Raw genomic sequence first — 18,560 nt, 5'->3', positions numbered from 1 at the left:
ATTAACTAAAATTATATTATTATGAAAAAAACTATTTTTATCGTATTGTTTTCAATTTTTTTTATAACAAGTAATTCTTATTCGCAATCTTTGGTAAAAACAATTAGTAGCAACTATGACTATATGATGCAACCATCTATTGAGAGTTATGGAAATAATTCTGTTATTGTAAGTACAGTTTCGGATAATGCAAATACAACACTTGGTTATACTGAAGTCTTAGTTAAAATGATTGATAATAATGGAAATCTTGTTTGGTCAAACACATTTAATAGCGGTGGAATACAGGCTTTTGCAGGCTCAGTAACAATTGATTACGATTCTGATGGGAATGGCAAGGAATTAATTGTTGTAACAGGTTCTGTTGTTCAGCCCTCAAACAATACTTATAAGCATATTTTTATATTAAGATTGAATCCAAACGATGGGAGTATTCATGATTTTGATTTTTATCATGGGCAGAATGATACAAGTGTTTTTGGTTTTGATATTGAAACTACTAGTAGTGGTTACATCGTGGTAGGAAGTAAAGTGTTTGACGGTCCTACAGCTAAAGAACAAAGAAAAACAGCATATGTATTTAGTGTTGATAAAAATCTTGAAGAAATTTGGACAAAGAATTATGATACGGAAAACATCAATAATAATTTAAATTTTAACTATCATAACTCTTTTAATCATATTATTAAAGCAGAAAATCATCCGCGCGGTGAATTATATTTCATTTCTGGTAGCGGCACCTCTACGAAAGATAGTGAATCTATTGCAGCAATGGATCTCATTTTTACTAATGGGCAATCTATTTGGGAGGATATGGGAGGTCCTAAAAGCTATGAGTTTCAAAATTTAGGTTTATCACGTTATGATAATTATGCCAATCAGGCATTGTATAATTCTATAACAAATGAATTCTATATAGTTACTAGAGAAGTTGAAAATTGGATTAATATATTAGTTTTAGATGGGCATAGTGGGGATCGCAAACTTTCAAGAGAGGTTATACTTCCATTTGGTTACATGTATAGATGTTGCGCTGCGATTAATTTAGTGAATGGAATAGATTGGTACTCAATGAATGACAATTCTATTCTTTTATCGGGTAATATTTTTTACGATAATAACAAAATGGCAATTTCAAATTATGTCCATCAGTTTTTGATAAAACTAGATATGAGTAGTACAACTGGTAATTATGACTTGTTAGTTTTTGAAAATATAAATCAAAAGAATAAATTATTAGATATAGATTATGATTATATGGTAAAACCAATTACCTATTTGGATCCTAATGATGATTTAAATTTATATCAATATTTTTATAAACCTAAATCATTAGTTTATAATGAAAATACTGACAAAATAAATTTTGTAGGAATGGTTTTTAATGACACTAATGGGGGACAGAATTTAAATTTTTATTCTCTTACTGGAATTCAAAATGAAACCTGCTCAAACTTGGTAACAGATGTAAAAGACGAAATAAACTCTTACATTGAAACTCCTTATTTTAAAGGAATGTTTATTAATCAAGGGATAATTAACCTTGAGGATATGTTCAGTCAAAACATATCATTAAATTTGGATGAGTATTGTTCTATTTTTGCAAAACCAGAAAAGCTTAATTTAGAAAATGAAGATTTTAATAATAAAGTTAGGATTTTCCCAGTACCCAGTAATAATGTTATAAATATTTCTTCACAATTTAAACTACTAAACAATTCTACAGCCTATATATATGATTTAAAAGGAAGAGAAATAATGGATCAAAATATTAATCAAGACAATAATGTAATGATTGATATTTCTAAAATAGAATCAGGTATTTATTTTATAAAAATTATAAATGAAAAGAACGAACTAATTAAGCAGCAAAGAATTATTAAAAAGTAAACAGAAATATAGATAAAAAAAATCTCGCCTTAATAGCGAGATTTTTTAATTTATAATAAAATTAATATTTTAAATATCATCGAAACTTACATCTGTAAAATCATCAGTTGAGGTTTCGCTACCATTTTCAGATACGGTTTCGTATTCTTTTTTAAAGTCTTTTTGGTGACGTTCACTTATAACTTCTTCGCCTTTTTCGTCGATAATATAATCGGTCATTTCTTTTAAGATTTCTTCAAAACCAGCAAAATCTTCTTTGTAAAGGTAAATTTTGTGTTTTTTGTAGTAGAAAGATCCGTCTTCGTTGGTGAATTTTTTACTTTCCGTAATCGTTAAGTAATAATCATCAGCTTTAGTGGCTCTTACATCAAAGAAATATGTACGCCTTCCGGCTCTTAAAACTTTAGAAAATATTTCTTCTCGCTGCATCGTTCCTTTATCGCTCATAGTCGAAAGATATTAGTGTTACGTTTTTACTTTTGTCAAAAATCTTAAAAAAATTAACATCTGCCAAAAAAAATCAACTTTCTTTTTCACTCAATTGCTTTAAATACAATTCTTGATAATAGCCTTTTTTATTTGTGAGTTGATTATGAGTGCCTTGCTGAATAATTTCGCCATCTTCTAACACAATAATTTTATCTGCATTTTTTGCTGAAGAAACCCGGTGACTAACAATAATTGTAGTTTTATCTTTCGAGATTTTATGAAGATTGCTTAAAATTTCTTCTTCTGTTTCGGTATCTACAGCAGAAAGACAATCATCAAAAAGTAAAATATTAGGATCTTTAATAATTGCTCTCGCGATAGAAACACGCTGTTTTTGTCCACCGGAAAGCGTAATTCCGCGTTCGCCTAAAATGGTATCATAACCTTTGCTGAAACCTACAATATTTTTATGAACTGCAGCGTTTTTAGCAGCTTCCATAACTTCTTCATCACTAGCTTCTTCTTTTCCAAATTTTATATTATTTTTAATAGAATCGCTAAAAAGAAACGCATCTTGCGGAACATAACCTGTTGCTTGCCGCAATTGTTTAAGATTATATGCTGTAATCGGTTTGTTGTCTATAAATATGGTTCCTTCAGAAACATCGTATAATCTGCCGATTAATTCTAAAATAGTGGATTTTCCTGAACCGGTTTTCCCAATAATTGCTAAGGTTTCCCCGGGATTTATTTCAAATGAAATATTTTTTAACGCGATAATATTGGTATCGTCGTAAGTAAAGGTGACGTTTTTGAATTTTATTTCTCCTTTTACCGGCGTGTCATTTTCAGTAGGATTTGTAATTTCTGGTTTTTCTTGTAAAAATTCATTGATACGTTTTTGAGAAGCTTCCGCTCGTTGAACCATATCTGCAACCCAACCTACCGTTGCCACCGGCCACGTAAGCATATTCACGTATAAAAGGAATTCTACAATGGTTCCTACGTTTTCAATTTCACCTTCAATAAATCGTTTTCCTCCAATATAAATTACCAGAATATTACTTAATCCTATTAATAAAACCATCAGCGGAAAAAAGAAAGCCTGAACTTTCACCAAATCGATATTTTTCTCTTTGCTAGTATTCGAAAGTCCTACAAAATCTTTATTAATTTGCTGTTCAAGTCCGTAACTTTTAATTACCGAAATTCCGCTAAAGCTTTCTTGGGTAAAGGTACTTAATCGAGAAAGATATTGTTGAACAATGGTACTTCTTTGGTTTATTGCTCTACTTAATTTATAAATGGCGAATGATAAAATTGGAAGTGGTGCGACGGTATAAAGCGTAAGTAGCGGTGCCTTACTTATCATATACGTTAAAACTACTACAAAAAGAGTAATGGTTTGTACACTGTACATTAAAGCTGGTCCCGCATACATTCTCACTTTCGAGACATCTTCGCTAATTCGGTTCATTAAATCACCGGTTCTATTTTTTTTATAAAAATTCAGTGATAAATTTTGGTATTGTTCAAAAACTTCATTTTTCAGATGAAATTCAATATAGCGGGAAACCACAATAAACGTCTGCCGCATTAAAAAAGTAAGAAAAGCCGACATTAATGTCGCGCCGAGAATTAGCAAAATATTGGTGATTAATTCTGATCTAACTGCCGGAATACTTGTGACTTCACCGTTAATATACTGTTCAATAATATTGGTAGAATCCCCAATAAATTGTGGAACATAGAGCGCAAAAATCCTCGCTGCTACGGTAATAATTAGACCAACAAATAAACGGCCTTTGTATTTTAAAAAATATTTATTGAGGTGTTGTAATTCTTTCATTAAACTATAGCTACGTAAAATAATTGATGAATTCTCATTTTAACATCCCAGAATGAATATATAATTTAAATATTCATTATTTTTGCGTAAAATTTTGAGAATAATTTAATCATAAAACATCACAGCTTATGACTGCTGAAATTTTAAATGCAAATGAACTTCACAAAGCCGCACCGGTTTTTGGGCAACTTTCATTTGATGACCACGAACAAGTGGTTTTTTGCAACGACAAAGATACAGGATTAAAAGCAATAATCGGGATTCATAACACAGTTTTAGGACCTGCGCTAGGTGGAACCAGGATGTGGAATTACCAAACCGAATGGGAAGCGTTAAATGATGTTTTACGCTTATCGCGTGGAATGACCTTTAAAAGTGCAATTACCGGACTTAATTTAGGCGGTGGAAAAGCAGTTATAATTGGCGATGCGAAAACCCAAAAAACACCTGAATTAATGCGTAGATTTGGGAAATTCGTAGATTCGCTTAGCGGAAAATATATTACCGCGGAAGATGTAGGAATGGAAACTGCCGATATGGATACCGTTCGCGAAGTTACCAAACACGTAACCGGCATTTCAGAAAGTAAAGGTGGTTCTGGGAATCCTTCTCCTGTAACAGCTTACGGTGTTTATATGGGAATGAAAGCAGCTTCTAAATTCAAATTTGGTTCAGATAAATTAGAAGGAAAAAAAGTGATGGTTCAAGGAATTGGCCACGTAGGTGAAACCTTAGTTGAATATATTGCTAAAGAAGGAGGAAAGGTTATTATCAGCGATATTAATCAAGAACGTTTAGAAGAAGTAAGCAAAAAATATGGCGCTACCATTTATCAAGGTAATGATATTTATGCTGAAGATGTAGATATTTATGCTCCTTGCGCGCTTGGAGCAACCATTAATGATGAAACTATAAGCCGTTTACGTGCAAAAGTTGTTGCTGGAGCAGCGAATAATCAATTAGCTCATGAAATTACGCACGGTCAATTATTAAAAGAAAAAGGAATTGTTTACGCACCAGATTTTTTAATAAACGCTGGTGGAATTATAAATGTTTACGCAGAATTAGAAGGTTACGATAAAAAAGAAACTATGCGTAAAACCGAAAATATTTACGATACGACTTTAGAAATTTTAACCGCTGCAGAACGTGATGAAATTACCACACATCAAGCAGCTTTAAAAATTGCACAAGGAAGAATCGATGCTCGTAAAAAAGAAAACAAATAAGCATTCACTTTCCGTAAATAAAATCATATTTTTGCAGGGCGAAATTAAATTTTCGCCCTCTTTATTTTAAAAATGTTCTTTCAAAAAAAGCTATGTTAACACGAAGACATATCAGAGTAAAAGTAATGCAGAGTTTATACGCATTTGAGCAATCGAAAAATGAAAACCTGCAAGCTGAAGAAAAATTTCTACAAAAAAGTATGGAAGAGATGTACAATCTCTTTTTATTGAATCTTTCCTTGTTTATAGAAATTAAAAACAATGCTCAAGATTTCTTAGAAAAATCCCAACAAAAAATACTAGCTACGGAAGAAGACAAAAATCCGAATCTTAAATTTGTTGAAAATCGCGTTATTCAATTAATAGAAAATAGTGACAAACTATCAAATTTATTAGAAGACCGAAAACTAAATCATTGGAAAAAAGATGATGAATACGTACAAATAATTTGGAAGGAAATTCAGGAAAGTGAAATCTATAAAAATTATTTGGAAACCCGCGATTCCACCTTTAAAGAAGACAAAGATTTTATAATCGATATTTTTAAAAATATAATTGCTCCAAACGATAAACTTTACGAGTATTTAGAAGACAAAAAACTTACCTGGTTAGACGATTTGCCTATTGTAAATACTACACTTTTAAAATTATTGAAAAAATTAAAAGCTTCAGATGAAAGTATTTTTATTCCTAAACTTTTCAAAAATATAGAAGATAAAGAGTTTGCTTCAGAGTTATTAAAGAAAACTTTACTAAATCAAGACCGTTACGAAGAAGACATTACCGGAAAAACACCCAATTGGGATAAAGACCGAATTGCAGAAATAGACTCGGTTTTACTTAGAATGGCGGTATGTGAATTTCTTAAATTCCCTTCAATTCCCGTAAAAGTTACAATTAACGAATATTTAGAAATAGCTAAAGAATACAGCACGCCAAAAAGTAGTATTTTTATTAATGGAATTTTAGATAAACTTTCTAAAGAATATAAAGAACAAGAAAAATTGAATAAAATTGGACGAGGATTAATGTAATAAATGAATTTTTCTTATTTTTAGCGATCGAAAAATATAATTACAAACAATTAAAACCGTAGAAATGAAAAAAGGATTATTAATGTTAGCTGCTGTTGCGGCTATGGTATTTACTTCTTGTAAAGACAACAACGCTTCAGAAAAAGTGGATGAAGAAAATGCAAAAGAAGTAGCAGAGCGTGATGCAAAATCTGATGAATTTGCTAAAATGACATTTGAAGAAGAAATGCATGATTTCGGTACAATTCAAGAAGGAGATGTTGTAGAACACACTTTTTCGTTTACTAACACTGGAGACGCTCCTTTAGTGATTACAAATGCAAAAGGAAGCTGTGGTTGTACAGTACCATCTTGGCCAAAAGGAGAAGAAATTGCTCCAGGTGAAAAAGGAGAGATGACTGTAAAATTCAACTCTAAAGGAAAGCCAAACAACCAAATGAAAACTGTAAGAATTACAGCTAATACTGAATCTGGACAAGAAATGATTAAAATTAAAGCATTTGTTGAGCCACAAGCTAAAGCTGCTTCAGGAAACCCAGTACAGTAATTAATTTATGAGTTTAGAAGGAATCACAGGTTTGTTGCCTTTTTTATTGTTATTTCTAGTGTTCTATTTCTTTATGATTAGACCACAAATGAAAAAACAAAAAGAAGAAAAAAAGTTTGCAGCAGACTTGAAAAAAGGAGACAAGGTTGTTACAAAAAGTGGAATGCACGGCAAAATTATTGATTTTAGCGAAAAGCTAAACGCGGTTATTTTGGAAACCGGAGCTGGAAAAATCACTTTCGATAAAAGTTCTATTTCCTTAGAATTAAGTAAACAACTTAACGCTCCAAAAAAAGAAGAAAAAAAATAAGTATTTATTTTTTCAGTCAATAAAAAAGGATCTCAATTTTGAGATCCTTTTTTATTAGTAACGGCCAAAGGTTTTAATATTCCGAGGCTTAGCTCGAAATTGAATATTTGTTCCTAACGAATGTCTCCGTGGGTTTGCCTCGAGATATTTTACTTTCTATACTTATCATTTAAACCAACTCCATTTTTTATAAGCGGAATTATTTTTTCTAATCTTTTCTGTTTTGTAATGTCGCATTTCGCTTCGGAAATATAATCTGCAAATTCTCGCTGCTTTCCTTTGGTTAACTTTTCAAAAGCAAGTTTTGTTTCACGATCTTCTTTTAACTTTTGTATTAATTCCGGAGGAATGTTAAGTGGTTTAGATTTATTTATTTCTACTTTCTTTCCGTCAAGTTGTAATTGAATAGCTTCTTCAATATATTTCTTTAAGGTATCTAGCTTAGGTTTTTCATCTTTATTAAACCGAATTTGTCGCAAGGCTTTTGTTTTTCCTTCTTGAGTATTTACTAATAATTCAGTGTTCTTTTTTAATAACGATCCGTTAAAAAACCATAATGCATAATGATTTTTAAATGCTCCTAAGCCAATCACATTTTTTTTGTTTACAGTATAAGTTGGCGCGCCCCATTTTACAGTTTCCTCGAATTCGGGAAATGAATTTAAGAAAGTTCGTAATTGAGAAAGTTCATTTTTCCAATGGGAATGTTTTTCTATAAAATCTTCAACTTTTTTTGCAGTCATCAGTTTTATATTTCATTAAATAAAGATACATTTTTTCTCATAGAATTTTTTGCGGCCGTGATGGTAGCGATAGCTTATATAGAGAAAAAATCCTAAAAAAATAAGGTTGGTAGAGCGACTAAAAGAAGCTCCTGCCAACCTTTACTTTTTTTATTTTTTTAAAAATATAACTATAAGCGAACAGCACGAAAAGCCGCTCACAACATGTTAAGCATATTTTTTTGCAGTGAGCTCTGCAATTTTAACGATTACTTCTGTAGCTTTAATCATACTTTCTACGGGAACATATTCATAACGCCCGTGAAAGTTATGACCGCCAGCAAAAATATTTGGGCAAGGTAAACCCATATACGAAAGTTGCGAACCGTCGGTGCCTCCACGAATTGGTTTAATATTTGGTTTCACGTTAATTGATTTCATGGCTTCTTCGGCAATGGCTACAATATGCATCATCGGTTCTACTTTTTCACGCATATTAAAGTATTGATCTTTTATTTCAATTTCAATAACTTCTTTTTCGTGTTGGCCGTTAATTTCTGCCGCTAAATCGAGCATTACTTTTTTACGGGCTTCAAAATGTTCTTTATCGTGGTCGCGAATAATGTAATGCATGTTTGTCTCCTCAACTTTTCCTTCAATTTGAGTTAAGTGGAAAAAACCTTGTCGATCTTCGGTATGTTCGGGTGTTTCAAATCTTGGTAAGGAATTAATGAAATCTTGCGCGATATACATACTATTCACCATTTTTCCTTTGGCATAACCTGGATGAACAATTTTTCCGTGTACTTTAATATCGGCAGACGCGGCATTAAAATTTTCATATTCCAATTCTCCGATTTGGCTTCCGTCCATCGTGTAAGCCCATTCTGCTCCAAATTTTTTCACGTCAAATTTATGTGCGCCACGACCAATTTCTTCATCGGGTGTAAAGCAAATTCTAATATCACCGTGTTTAATTTCAGGATGTTGCATAAGATATTCTGCTGCGGAAACAATTTCGGTGATTCCTGCTTTGTCATCAGCTCCTAATAACGTGGTTCCATCTGTGGTGATTAGCGTTTGCCCTTTATATTGAAGCAAATCTTCAAAATAATCTGGAGAGAGTACAATATTTTTTTCTTTGTTTAAAATGATGTCTTTTCCGTCGTAGTTTTCTACAATTTGTGGATTTACATTTTTTCCGGTATAATCTGGCGAAGTATCAAAATGCGAAACAAAACCAATAGTTGGAACTTTATGCGGAACGTTAGAAGGGATAGTCGCCATAACATAAGCGTGTTTATCAATACTAACGTCTTTCAGTCCTAATTCTTTTAATTCTTCAGCGAGTTTATTGGCTAAATCCCATTGTTTTTCTGTACTTGGTGTGCTCTCACTTTTTGGGTCACTTTCGGTATCGATAGTTACATAACTTGTAAATCTATCGATAATATGTTTTTTGTCGATCATTTTAATATTTTTTTCAAAAATACACATAACAAAAGCAGTTACAAAGTCTTTCTAATAAAGTGGGAGGTTTTTTTATTTTGAAGTACTTTTGCTGAAACTACAAAACCATGTATAAATCTCTTATTCGGAAAGTACTTTTTAAATTCGATCCGGAAAAAGTTCATTATTTTACGTTTTCATTTCTTCAAAAAGCCATTAAAACGCCGGGTGTTTTAAAAGTTTTAAAGAAAAAATATCAAGTAGAAAATAAAAAATTAGAACGAGAAGTATTCGGATTAAAATTTAAAAATCCTGTGGGTTTAGCCGCTGGTTTCGATAAAGATGCAAAACTCTACAAAGAACTTTCAGCATTAGGTTTTGGTTTTATAGAAATAGGAACGTTAACTCCAAAAGCACAATCCGGGAATCCTAAAAAAAGATTATTTCGCTTAAAAGAAGATGAAGCAATTATTAACCGAATGGGCTTTAATAATGGTGGAGTAGAAGCGGCAGTTGAACGCTTAAAGAAAAATAATGGAGAAGTTTTAATTGGGGGAAATATTGGAAAAAATAAAGTTACGCCAAACGAAAAAGCTGTAGAAGATTACAAAATTTGCTTTGAAGCTTTATTTCCTTATGTAGATTATTTTGTGGTAAATGTAAGTTCACCAAACACGCCAAATTTGCGCGCTTTACAAGATAAAAAACCACTTACCGAATTATTACAAACCTTACAAGATTTAAACGCGAAAAAGAAAAAAGTAAAACCTATTCTCTTAAAAATAGCTCCCGATTTAACCGATGAACAATTATTGGATATTATCGAAATCGTAAACCAAACGAAAATTGCCGGCGTTATTGCTACAAATACCACCATTTCTCGAGAAGGTTTACAATCTGAAAATAAAAACGAAATTGGCGGTTTAAGCGGAAAACCTTTAACTAAACGTTCCACAGAAGTGATTCGTTTTTTAGCTGAAAAAAGTAATCATGCTTTCCCGATAATTGGAGTTGGCGGAATTCATTCAGCTAAAGATGCCTTAGAAAAGTTAGAAGCCGGTGCGAGTTTAGTTCAGCTTTATACAGGATTTATTTATGAAGGTCCAAAATTGATTAAAGAAATTAATCAAGCGATTCTGGAAAAATAATTTTGAATGTTGAAATTTTAATATCATTTACTCTAGCGGTTTTTGCTTTGGCAATTTCTCCTGGCCCCGATAATATTTTTGTATTAGTGCAAAGTATTCGTTTCGGTAAAAAACCTGCGTTAGCGGTAGTCGCTGGTTTAATGACAGGTTGTTTAATTCATACTTCTTTAGTTGCCTTTGGAGTTTCGTTATTAATCGTAAAAAACGAAACACTTTTTACCATTTTAAAAATTTTTGGTGCGTGTTACTTATTGTTTTTAGCCTATAAAGTTTTTAAATCTTCAGATGCTATTAAGTTAAACGATGAAAATTTAGAAGCGAAATCTCATTCAAAATTATTCCGACAAGGTTTTATTATGAATGTGCTAAACCCCAAAGTATCTTTATTTTTTTTAGCACTTTTCCCCGGATTTTTATTTAATGAAAATTTATCTGAGACACTTCAGTTTTTCATTTTAGGCGGAATTTTTATTTTAGCTTCGTTTGTTGTTTTTGGAAGCATCGCTTTATTAGCAGGATCGTTAAAAAAATATATCGAAAAACACCCACATTCTGGAAGATTTTTAAAATGGTTGCAAATCTTCGTCTTTATAGGAATTGCACTTTTTATATTGATTTAAAAAGCTTTTACACCATCATATTCTTTTTTATCTTTGAAGTCTATGAGCGAAACCATAAAACTTATCGAATGCCCGCGTGATGCGATGCAAGGAATCAAAGATTTTATTCCAACCGAAAAAAAAGTTCAATATATTCAATCTTTACTGCGTTGTGGTTTCGATACCATCGATTTCGGAAGTTTTGTTTCTCCCAAAGCCATTCCACAAATGGCAGACACAAAAGAAGTTTTAGCACAATTAGATTTAAGCAACACGTCTAGCAAATTATTGGCAATCGTAGCGAATTTACGGGGTGCGCAAGATGCGGTGCAACATCCCGAAATTAATTATTTAGGATATCCGTTTTCTATTTCTGAAAACTTTCAGATGCGAAACACCCATAAAACAATTGCGGAATCAGTCGATATTTTAAATGATATTTTAGCTCTAGCTGAAAAGCATAATAAAAAGGTGGTCGCTTATTTATCAATGGGTTTTGGAAATCCGTATGGCGATCCGTGGAATGTGGAAATAGTAGGCGAGTGGACCGAAAAACTTTCGGCAATGGGAGTGAAAATTTTATCACTTTCAGATACCGTAGGAACTTCAGATCCTGAAACAATTACGTATTTATTTTCAAACTTAATTCCGGCTTATCCCGAAATTGAATTTGGCGCACATTTGCACACCACACCTTCGAGTTGGCATGAAAAAATTGATGCAGCTTTTAAAGCAGGTTGTACACGTTATGATGGAGCAATACAAGGTTTTGGCGGTTGCCCAATGGCGAAAGATGAATTAACGGGAAATATGCCTACCGAAAAAATGGTTTCCTATTTTACTTCAGCAAAGGCAAATCTTCCGATAAAAATGGGAAGTTTTGAATCTTCTTATAATGAGGCTTCAAAGATTTTTAATCAATATCATTAAAAAACGGCTAGCAAATTAATCGCTAACCGTTTTCTCCTCAAAACTTACTTAAACTTAGTTCAAAATTAATTTTTTGGTGGTTGTGTAATTTCCGGCTGCATATTTTAAAATATACGCTCCAGAACTTAAACTTGATAAATCTAGTGACTGATTATAAAAACCATCGGTTTCAATATTTTGCTGAAATACTTTTTTACCGGTCATATCATAAATTGCTACTTTTGCATTTTCAGCTGAATTATTTTCGTATAAAAGTGTAATTCTTTTGTCGGTTGATGGATTTGGGTAAATACTAAAAGAATTTTCAGCATCAAAAACAGTGGTTGATAATGCGTCGGTTACGTCTTCCGTAGTAAAACTTAAATTTCCTGTAGAACCGCCTTCAAAATCTGTAAAATGCAATCGATAGATTGATCCGTCGGCATATTTTACATAGTAGAATAATTCAGGATCAAGTTCATAAGCGCTTCCGTTAAAACTTTTCCAATCGTAACCGATGGTATTAATATCGGTTGAATACGATAAATTACTGGTGTCTCCATTTCCATTAGCTTCAATATTTTCAGCAACGCTTACGTCTGGATTATGAAGCGTTCCAGTTACGGTGTACATCATTCCTCCACCAACATCGGTGGTGTATTTTTTAAACACAAGATCCCAATCTTCCGCTGTAGGAGATGCAATTACTTCACTACCGGTCGATAAATTGTAATAATTGAAAATTCGGTTTGGATTAGAAGTATTGGCTACCGTTGCAGTTGTTTCATTTTCCCAAGTGGAATTTGTTTCATTCCAAGTAGCGTATTTAAATGTGTAAGCTCCAAAATATTCTTCTATGAATAATTTTTTAAATGAACCGTCGGTATATTTCAATACAAAAATAATAGAACCGGTAACTGTATGATCACTCATATTGTATTCTCCCCAGCCCCACGTAGCAGAACCATTATCTAAGGCACCGATTCCCCAATCGGTATCGCTATTATGCAATTGCGTAAAATTAGCAATATTGGCAACGTTTATGTTTGCCCAATCTGAAGGAGTATTGGAAGCTTCATAGACTTCAATACCTTTGCCTTCATTTACACGAATTGCTTTATTACTGTTGTCGATTCTTAAAAATGCCAAATCCCAGTTTTCAGCCGAATAAGTTTCGGTATGATCGGTTGAAATTTTGTAATAAACTTCATCTGAATAGTTGGCTTGAAGGCTTAAATTTACGGTGGTTTCTTGTGCGTTTGCTATAAGAATTCCGCAGAGAATAAATAAAATTGTTATTCTTTTCATGATTAAAATATTTATGGTTGTTTAGAATTAATTTAAAAGTTCATATTCAAAAGAAGGATAACCACGCACGCCGTTTTCATTGACAAAAGCGGTAAATTTTAATTTGTAGATATTTCCTTCGGTATCTTTAATGATGTAAAAACGATCAGTGTGAAGTCCGGTAAAAACATCGCGCCAATTTGCGCCAATTACCCGTTGATCTAATTCAAATTTTTCTTCCTGAACGTTTGAGAAAGAAAAATCTTCAAAATTAATATCGTCCTCAGGTTTTTTAAGTTGATATGCTTGAACATTTGCCAGCGTATTAGTCACTACATAATCTGAAAATCCGTATGCGCCTAAACCACCTTCAGGAAGATCTAGAACTTCTGTAAAAACCGTAAAATTTAAATCCCAATCTTGTTTTTGCGGTTCTACTTCTACTATGTTTTCTGTATTAAAACTGAAAAAAGTAAAGTTGGTAGATGGTGTTTTTGGAATATTTATTTCCTGGTAAGAAGTAGCGTTTAAATCGGCATAGCGTAAAATATATTCATCATTTTCTCGAATAATTTGAATTTTTTTCCAGCCGCGTGCTTCTCCGCCTACTGCAACGCTTCCAATTTCAGGTGTTGCGGTTCCTGCTTTATTGCCAAGTTTTAAAAGATAAATTTTATTTTCGTTTTCATTAATTGAAATTTCATCAATAGCGGTGGCTAAAATATTTCCATCGGGAGCATCTACATATTCGTTAGATCCCGGTACTAAAAATGCCATCTCTTCTTGCAGACTTTCAACATTTGTTTCATTAACTTCGTCAATACTTACATTTCCTAAAGGTGCTGCCATCATAAAAAGTGAAGCATTTAATTTTACCCGAAATTCTTCTCCGGAATAAAAAGCTAAATCCCATTTTTCGCGAAATACTTGTGTCGTATTTTTTCCGCTTAAATCTATATAAACTTGATTTTCTTCATTGGGACCGCCAACTTCGGGAGAAATACTTCCGCCGAGTGAAGCAACATCAGAAAAATTAATTTTGGTTGAAGTGTTTCCTTGCGTAAAAGCATTTTCCAAATTTATTTCTGAAATTGAAAATTCAATAAATGGATTTTCAGTTGAAAAATTTGTATCTGTTTTTGTTAAGTTAAATGAAGTTTCTGTTGCATTTTCTGAAAAGGGAACAATAATAGTTCCTTCTTTTATGGAAGGATTTGTAGAAAACTGATTTTCTTCAACATTATTTAAATTATACGTAATCTTAATTTCGCCATTTTTTGGCGCCGGTGAAGCAAATACTAATGAAATAACTATTTCATTTTTTTCAGCAGAAAAATTTTCTGAAGGATTTTCAAAAGCGACAATAAAATCTTCTTGAGTTGTCGCGTCATCTTTTGAACAAGAACTTAGTATGAGTAAAAAGATGAAAACACTTAAATTTTTTAGTTGTCTTTTCATAATATTTAGAAATTAAGGTTGTATAATAGTTTTATGAAATAAGATCTTCCGTAGCCGAATAGTTGACTTCCTGTTGAGGTTTCGTGTGTGCCGCCACCGATAACTGAAGTATTTACTTGTGTGATATCGAGCATATTTCGTGCGCCTAAAGTGACTTCAAAATTAGTATCGAAAAATGTTTTTCTAACCGAGGCGTTTAGCCAACCATAACCTTCTATTTTTCCACGTTTAACAACTGTTTCTCTTTCGTCATTAAGCTCATTAAAAAATTGTTGCTGCGGTCCGTTGTATTTAAAATACGTTGAAAATGTGGTGTTCCACTTAGGAATATTGTATGAAAGGTTGCTATTAATTTGAAATGCGTAGAGGTAATCATCGTTATAAACTCCAGCACTTTTTAGAATTTTTGATTGTCCCGAAAATCCTACGCCTAAGGTCGCGGTAAATTGATTATAGTTTATTGAATTCCGAAGTGAAGTACCCCAGGTTCTGTATAAATCAATATTATTGTATTGATAGGCCAAGGGAGCATTTTGAATAACAATTAGATCAATTTTGTCTTTTACATCTAAAAACCAGAGCGATAGTTTTGGGGTGAATTTTAGTTCATAATTTTTGCTCCAGAAATTCTTTTTAAGGTGAAGAAAAATTGATTTTCCATATTCAGCATTTAAGTTTTCATTTCCTTGCACATTATGATTTGAGTCCACTAAATAAAAATATAGTTGTTCATAATTGGGGATTTTTGGCGCACTTCCTACAATTGCACGGAGTTGATAGTTGTTTTTAAAGCGGTATTTTCCACTTAAAGAAAGTGCCATTATTGGGTTGAATTTTGAAGAAAAAATTACTCTTGCACCTGGGCGAATAGATAAATTTTTAAAGGGCTCGAGTTCTGAAGAAGCAAAAAAACTATAAGAATTAAGTTGATTACTTTTTGTACGTTGTTCTATATTTTGAGAAGCTAGTCCACTTGCAGAACCAGCATCGATGGTAGTTTCATAACCTAATTCTATATTTGCCTTGTCTGAATCGAAAAAATTATTAAATGTTCCACGTGAGAAAAAGCCTTTTCTTGTATTATAATCATACTGCTCAAGCGTATTTTTTTCTTCGGTTTTAAGTCGATAACTATAACGCTTATAATTTTTTATTTGTTCTTGATAAGCTGCAGAAATATTAAAATTAACTTTTTCATTAATTTTACCTGAAGTATTTAAATGATGATAAAAACGTTCTGAAGTAAAAATCTCATCATTTGCGGTTGGGTTTATGGTTTCCGTAGAAGGATTGTAATTAGAATTAGCGTTGTTAGCGTATTTATTGGTTTCTTCCGTAAAATATTCAAACTTATAGAAAGCTTTAAAATTTTTGTTATCGGTAAAATTTAAAAGCGCTTTTATATTATTTTGTTCTTTTGGTAACCATTCGTAACCTCTTAAACTATCATTTTCTCTAGCACGATTGTAATAACTGATTCCTTTTTTATTATTTAAAAATCCTTGGAAATCATTTCGCGTGTAGAGAATATTTCCGTAGAGTTCATCAGAAAAATTATGACCGATTTTTATAGATTGAATATGGCGACCTTCATCAAAAAAACTGTATTCATTTCCAATAGTTTCTTCTTGAATAAAAGGTGTGATTTGCCAATCGTGTTTTCCACTTTTTTTAGTGATAATATTCACAACGCCGGTAACCGCATCGGCACCATATTGAACGCCCATCGAACCTTCAATAATTTCAATTTGTTCGATATCATCTAGATTTATTTGGCTAATGTCTATTGCGTTTCCAAAACCTTCATCGCCTACAATCGGTACATTATCAACTAAAATTTTTACATATTCTGAATTAAAACCAAATTGCTTAATTCCCGATCTTCCTTCTCCGGCTTGCGGAACAATATTCATATTTAAGGTTTGATTAAGAACATCAGCAAGATTATTGGCAGCCAGCATTTTAATATCTTTTTGAGAAAGAACTTCAACTTCAAACACAGACTTATCTACCGATTGCCGATTATATTGACCGGTTAAAACTACTTCTTTAAGCGAATTATAATGCAGCGAATCTTGACGTAACGAATCTATTTCTTGCGCTTTTGTCTGAATAAAAACTAAAAGTGTCGTTAGAAAAAAGTAACGTTTAATCATTATTTAGAATTGGTCTTAATTAAAAATTTTCAGCAAATATATATTTTATTTTTAACCAATCTAAATAAATTTAATATTTTTGTGCCAAGAAATTTTAACCAAATCTTACCAAAATGAAATTAAAACACTTATTTACAGGAGTATTTGCCGTTGCTTTCGGCTTGTTAGGAAATGCTCAAAAATCTTCGGTTAAAGAAGATAAAAAGGCAATTAAAGAAATGTGCGGTTGCTTTGAAGTAACTTTTAAATACACTGAAACTTTTGCTCCGGAAATAGATTATGAAAAAGCTTACGATTATACTGCAACAGCTTTAGAATGGGCAGAAATGATTGAAGAAGAAGATGATAAACTTTCTATTCAGCATTTATTAGTTATTAACGATACTACTATTATTAAGCACTGGAGACAAGATTGGACTTATGAAGATAGAACGCGTTATGAGTATGATAAAAACAATCATTGGAAATTTGTAAAAGCTCCTAAAAGGGAAGTAAAAGGGCAGTGGACGCAAAGTGTTTATCAAGTAGATGACAGTCCTCGTTACGCTGGTTCTGCAACCTGGATTCACGCCGACGGAAGACATTATTGGGATAATGAAACAGATTCGCCTTTACCCCGAAGAGAATATTCTAAACGAAGCGATTACAATGTAATGAATAGAGGAAATCATGTAGAAATTACAGATTACGGTTGGTTACACGAGCAAGACAATAAAAAAATTATCCGCGAAGATGGAGAGGAAGATGTACTTTTAGTACAAGAAAAAGGCTATAATGTGTATAAAAAAGTACCTGATGAAAAATGTTTAGCGGCTAAAAATTGGTGGACAGAAAACCAAGAATTTTGGGCAAAAGCAAGAAATCAATGGGATGATATTTTTAATAAGAATGAAGATTTAGCCTTAAAAAAAGAAGTTGACGAGCAGCCACTTTTTATGCATCTTTTCCCGATGGATGTAAATACAGATGAAGAAAAAATAGAAGAAACCATTCAACAATTTATTGAAGAGTAAGCAATGAAAAAATTAGCCATTATTCTCATTCTACTTGTTTCTTACGCTTTTGTTGCAATTCCACAAAACGAATTGCAACAAAAGTTCCATAAAGCAATTCGAGGAACCTATAACATTGAAAAATTCGATTTAGCTGAAGTTAAAGTTTCTGCAGAAATTGCAGCCCAAGCAAGTGTAGAAATGAATGAAGGAAATTTATTTAAGATTAAGCAAGAGGAAAATATAATTGGATTCGCTTATTTGGGCACCGCGCCGAGTAAGAAAAAGGAATTTGAATATGTGGTTTTGTTTGATGAATACTTCATTATTAAAAAATCTAAAGTTTTAATTTATCGCGAAAATTATGGTCTGCAAATAGGAACCCAACGCTGGCTGAAACAATTTATAGGAATATCGCCAAAAGATGAAATTGTGTATGGAGAAAATATTGCGGCAATTAGTGGAGCAACAATTTCGGCTTCCTCAATGACGCGAGCTGTAAATAAAGTTTTAAAAACCATAGAATTATTACAGCAGAAAGAAATTTTATAA

At 32.3% G+C, this 18,560-nt stretch carries 17 protein-coding genes; 10 read left to right on the top strand and 7 right to left on the bottom strand.

Annotated elements, in window-relative coordinates:
• Window positions 1–21 precede the first annotated feature (21 nt).
• Window positions 22–1,890, top strand: coding sequence for a T9SS type A sorting domain-containing protein (locus tag ACFFGL_RS01885; protein WP_309727334.1), 1,869 nt, complete (start codon window positions 22–24; stop codon window positions 1,888–1,890).
• 69 nt (window positions 1,891–1,959) lie between these two features.
• Here the strand turns inward: ACFFGL_RS01885 and ACFFGL_RS01880 are convergent, their stop codons facing one another.
• Together ACFFGL_RS01880 and ACFFGL_RS01875 are read right to left on the bottom strand one after the other, a co-directional pair.
• The gene (locus ACFFGL_RS01880; protein ID WP_309727333.1) at window positions 1,960–2,337 is read right to left on the bottom strand and encodes a PUR family DNA/RNA-binding protein; all 378 of its coding nucleotides are present in this window, start codon (window positions 2,335–2,337) and stop codon (window positions 1,960–1,962) included.
• A 73-nt stretch (window positions 2,338–2,410) separates the two neighbouring features.
• A complete protein-coding gene (locus ACFFGL_RS01875; protein WP_309727332.1) occupies window positions 2,411–4,168 on the bottom strand; it encodes an ABC transporter ATP-binding protein in 1,758 nt (585 codons plus the stop codon).
• Between the two features lie 128 nt (window positions 4,169–4,296).
• Here ACFFGL_RS01875 and ACFFGL_RS01870 point away from each other — a divergent pair, with 128 nt between their 5' ends.
• The 4 genes from ACFFGL_RS01870 (at window position 4,297) to yajC (ending at window position 7,288) form a co-directional block, all read left to right on the top strand.
• Window positions 4,297–5,397, top strand: a complete 1,101-nt coding sequence (locus ACFFGL_RS01870; protein WP_309727331.1) for a Glu/Leu/Phe/Val family dehydrogenase — start codon at window positions 4,297–4,299, stop codon at window positions 5,395–5,397.
• A gap of 92 nt (window positions 5,398–5,489) precedes the next feature.
• On the top strand, window positions 5,490–6,431 hold the full coding sequence (gene nusB / locus ACFFGL_RS01865; RefSeq protein WP_309727330.1) for a transcription antitermination factor NusB: 942 nt from the start codon (window positions 5,490–5,492) through the stop codon (window positions 6,429–6,431).
• 64 nt (window positions 6,432–6,495) lie between these two features.
• Window positions 6,496–6,978 (top strand): DUF1573 domain-containing protein, encoded by a 483-nt coding sequence (locus ACFFGL_RS01860; RefSeq protein ID WP_309727329.1) that lies wholly within the window; start codon window positions 6,496–6,498, stop codon window positions 6,976–6,978.
• A gap of 7 nt (window positions 6,979–6,985) precedes the next feature.
• Window positions 6,986–7,288 (top strand): preprotein translocase subunit YajC, encoded by a 303-nt coding sequence (gene yajC, locus ACFFGL_RS01855; RefSeq protein WP_309727328.1) that lies wholly within the window; start codon window positions 6,986–6,988, stop codon window positions 7,286–7,288.
• A gap of 149 nt (window positions 7,289–7,437) precedes the next feature.
• Here yajC and ACFFGL_RS01850 read toward each other — a convergent pair whose 3' ends face one another.
• Both ACFFGL_RS01850 and pepT read right to left on the bottom strand, forming a co-directional pair.
• Entirely contained in the window at window positions 7,438–8,031 is a 594-nt protein-coding gene (locus tag ACFFGL_RS01850; RefSeq protein WP_309727327.1) for a YdeI/OmpD-associated family protein, read from the bottom strand.
• 207 nt (window positions 8,032–8,238) lie between these two features.
• Window positions 8,239–9,480, bottom strand: a complete 1,242-nt coding sequence (pepT, locus tag ACFFGL_RS01845) for a peptidase T (protein WP_309727326.1) — start codon at window positions 9,478–9,480, stop codon at window positions 8,239–8,241.
• Between the two features lie 107 nt (window positions 9,481–9,587).
• Here pepT and ACFFGL_RS01840 point away from each other — a divergent pair, with 107 nt between their 5' ends.
• From ACFFGL_RS01840 to ACFFGL_RS01830, 3 genes are read left to right on the top strand one after another with little or no spacing between them, the layout of a single operon-like run.
• Window positions 9,588–10,607, top strand: coding sequence for a quinone-dependent dihydroorotate dehydrogenase (locus ACFFGL_RS01840; protein ID WP_309727325.1), 1,020 nt, complete (start codon window positions 9,588–9,590; stop codon window positions 10,605–10,607).
• A gap of 2 nt (window positions 10,608–10,609) precedes the next feature.
• Window positions 10,610–11,227 (top strand): LysE family translocator, encoded by a 618-nt coding sequence (locus ACFFGL_RS01835; protein ID WP_309727324.1) that lies wholly within the window; start codon window positions 10,610–10,612, stop codon window positions 11,225–11,227.
• A 42-nt stretch (window positions 11,228–11,269) separates the two neighbouring features.
• Window positions 11,270–12,136 carry a hydroxymethylglutaryl-CoA lyase gene (locus tag ACFFGL_RS01830; protein ID WP_309727323.1) on the top strand — a complete coding sequence of 289 codons (867 nt, stop codon included), beginning with the start codon at window positions 11,270–11,272 and terminating at the stop codon, window positions 12,134–12,136.
• 54 nt (window positions 12,137–12,190) lie between these two features.
• On the opposite strand, the gene ACFFGL_RS01825 is transcribed toward ACFFGL_RS01830, so the two are convergent.
• Genes ACFFGL_RS01825 through ACFFGL_RS01815 form a run of 3 tightly spaced genes read right to left on the bottom strand, consistent with a single transcriptional unit; the run spans window position 12,191 to window position 17,016 of the window.
• Window positions 12,191–13,423, bottom strand: a complete 1,233-nt coding sequence (locus tag ACFFGL_RS01825; protein ID WP_309727322.1) for a T9SS type A sorting domain-containing protein — start codon at window positions 13,421–13,423, stop codon at window positions 12,191–12,193.
• Between the two features lie 27 nt (window positions 13,424–13,450).
• Window positions 13,451–14,860, bottom strand: coding sequence for an HmuY family protein (locus ACFFGL_RS01820; protein ID WP_309727321.1), 1,410 nt, complete (start codon window positions 14,858–14,860; stop codon window positions 13,451–13,453).
• A 5-nt stretch (window positions 14,861–14,865) separates the two neighbouring features.
• Window positions 14,866–17,016 carry a TonB-dependent receptor plug domain-containing protein gene (locus tag ACFFGL_RS01815; protein WP_309727320.1) on the bottom strand — a complete coding sequence of 717 codons (2,151 nt, stop codon included), beginning with the start codon at window positions 17,014–17,016 and terminating at the stop codon, window positions 14,866–14,868.
• Between the two features lie 113 nt (window positions 17,017–17,129).
• On the opposite strand from ACFFGL_RS01815, the gene ACFFGL_RS01810 reads away from it, so the two are divergent.
• Entirely contained in the window at window positions 17,130–18,029 is a 900-nt protein-coding gene (locus ACFFGL_RS01810) for a DUF6607 family protein (protein WP_309727319.1), read from the top strand.
• 3 nt (window positions 18,030–18,032) lie between these two features.
• Window positions 18,033–18,560, top strand: a complete 528-nt coding sequence (locus ACFFGL_RS01805; RefSeq protein ID WP_309727318.1) for an FMN-binding protein — start codon at window positions 18,033–18,035, stop codon at window positions 18,558–18,560.

This window comes from Mesonia maritima, assembly GCF_042433895.1.
GTDB classification, from domain to species: domain Bacteria; phylum Bacteroidota; class Bacteroidia; order Flavobacteriales; family Flavobacteriaceae; genus Mesonia; species Mesonia maritima.
Note: the sequence above shows the minus strand (reverse complement) of the source record. Positions and strands in the feature narration are given on the sequence as shown.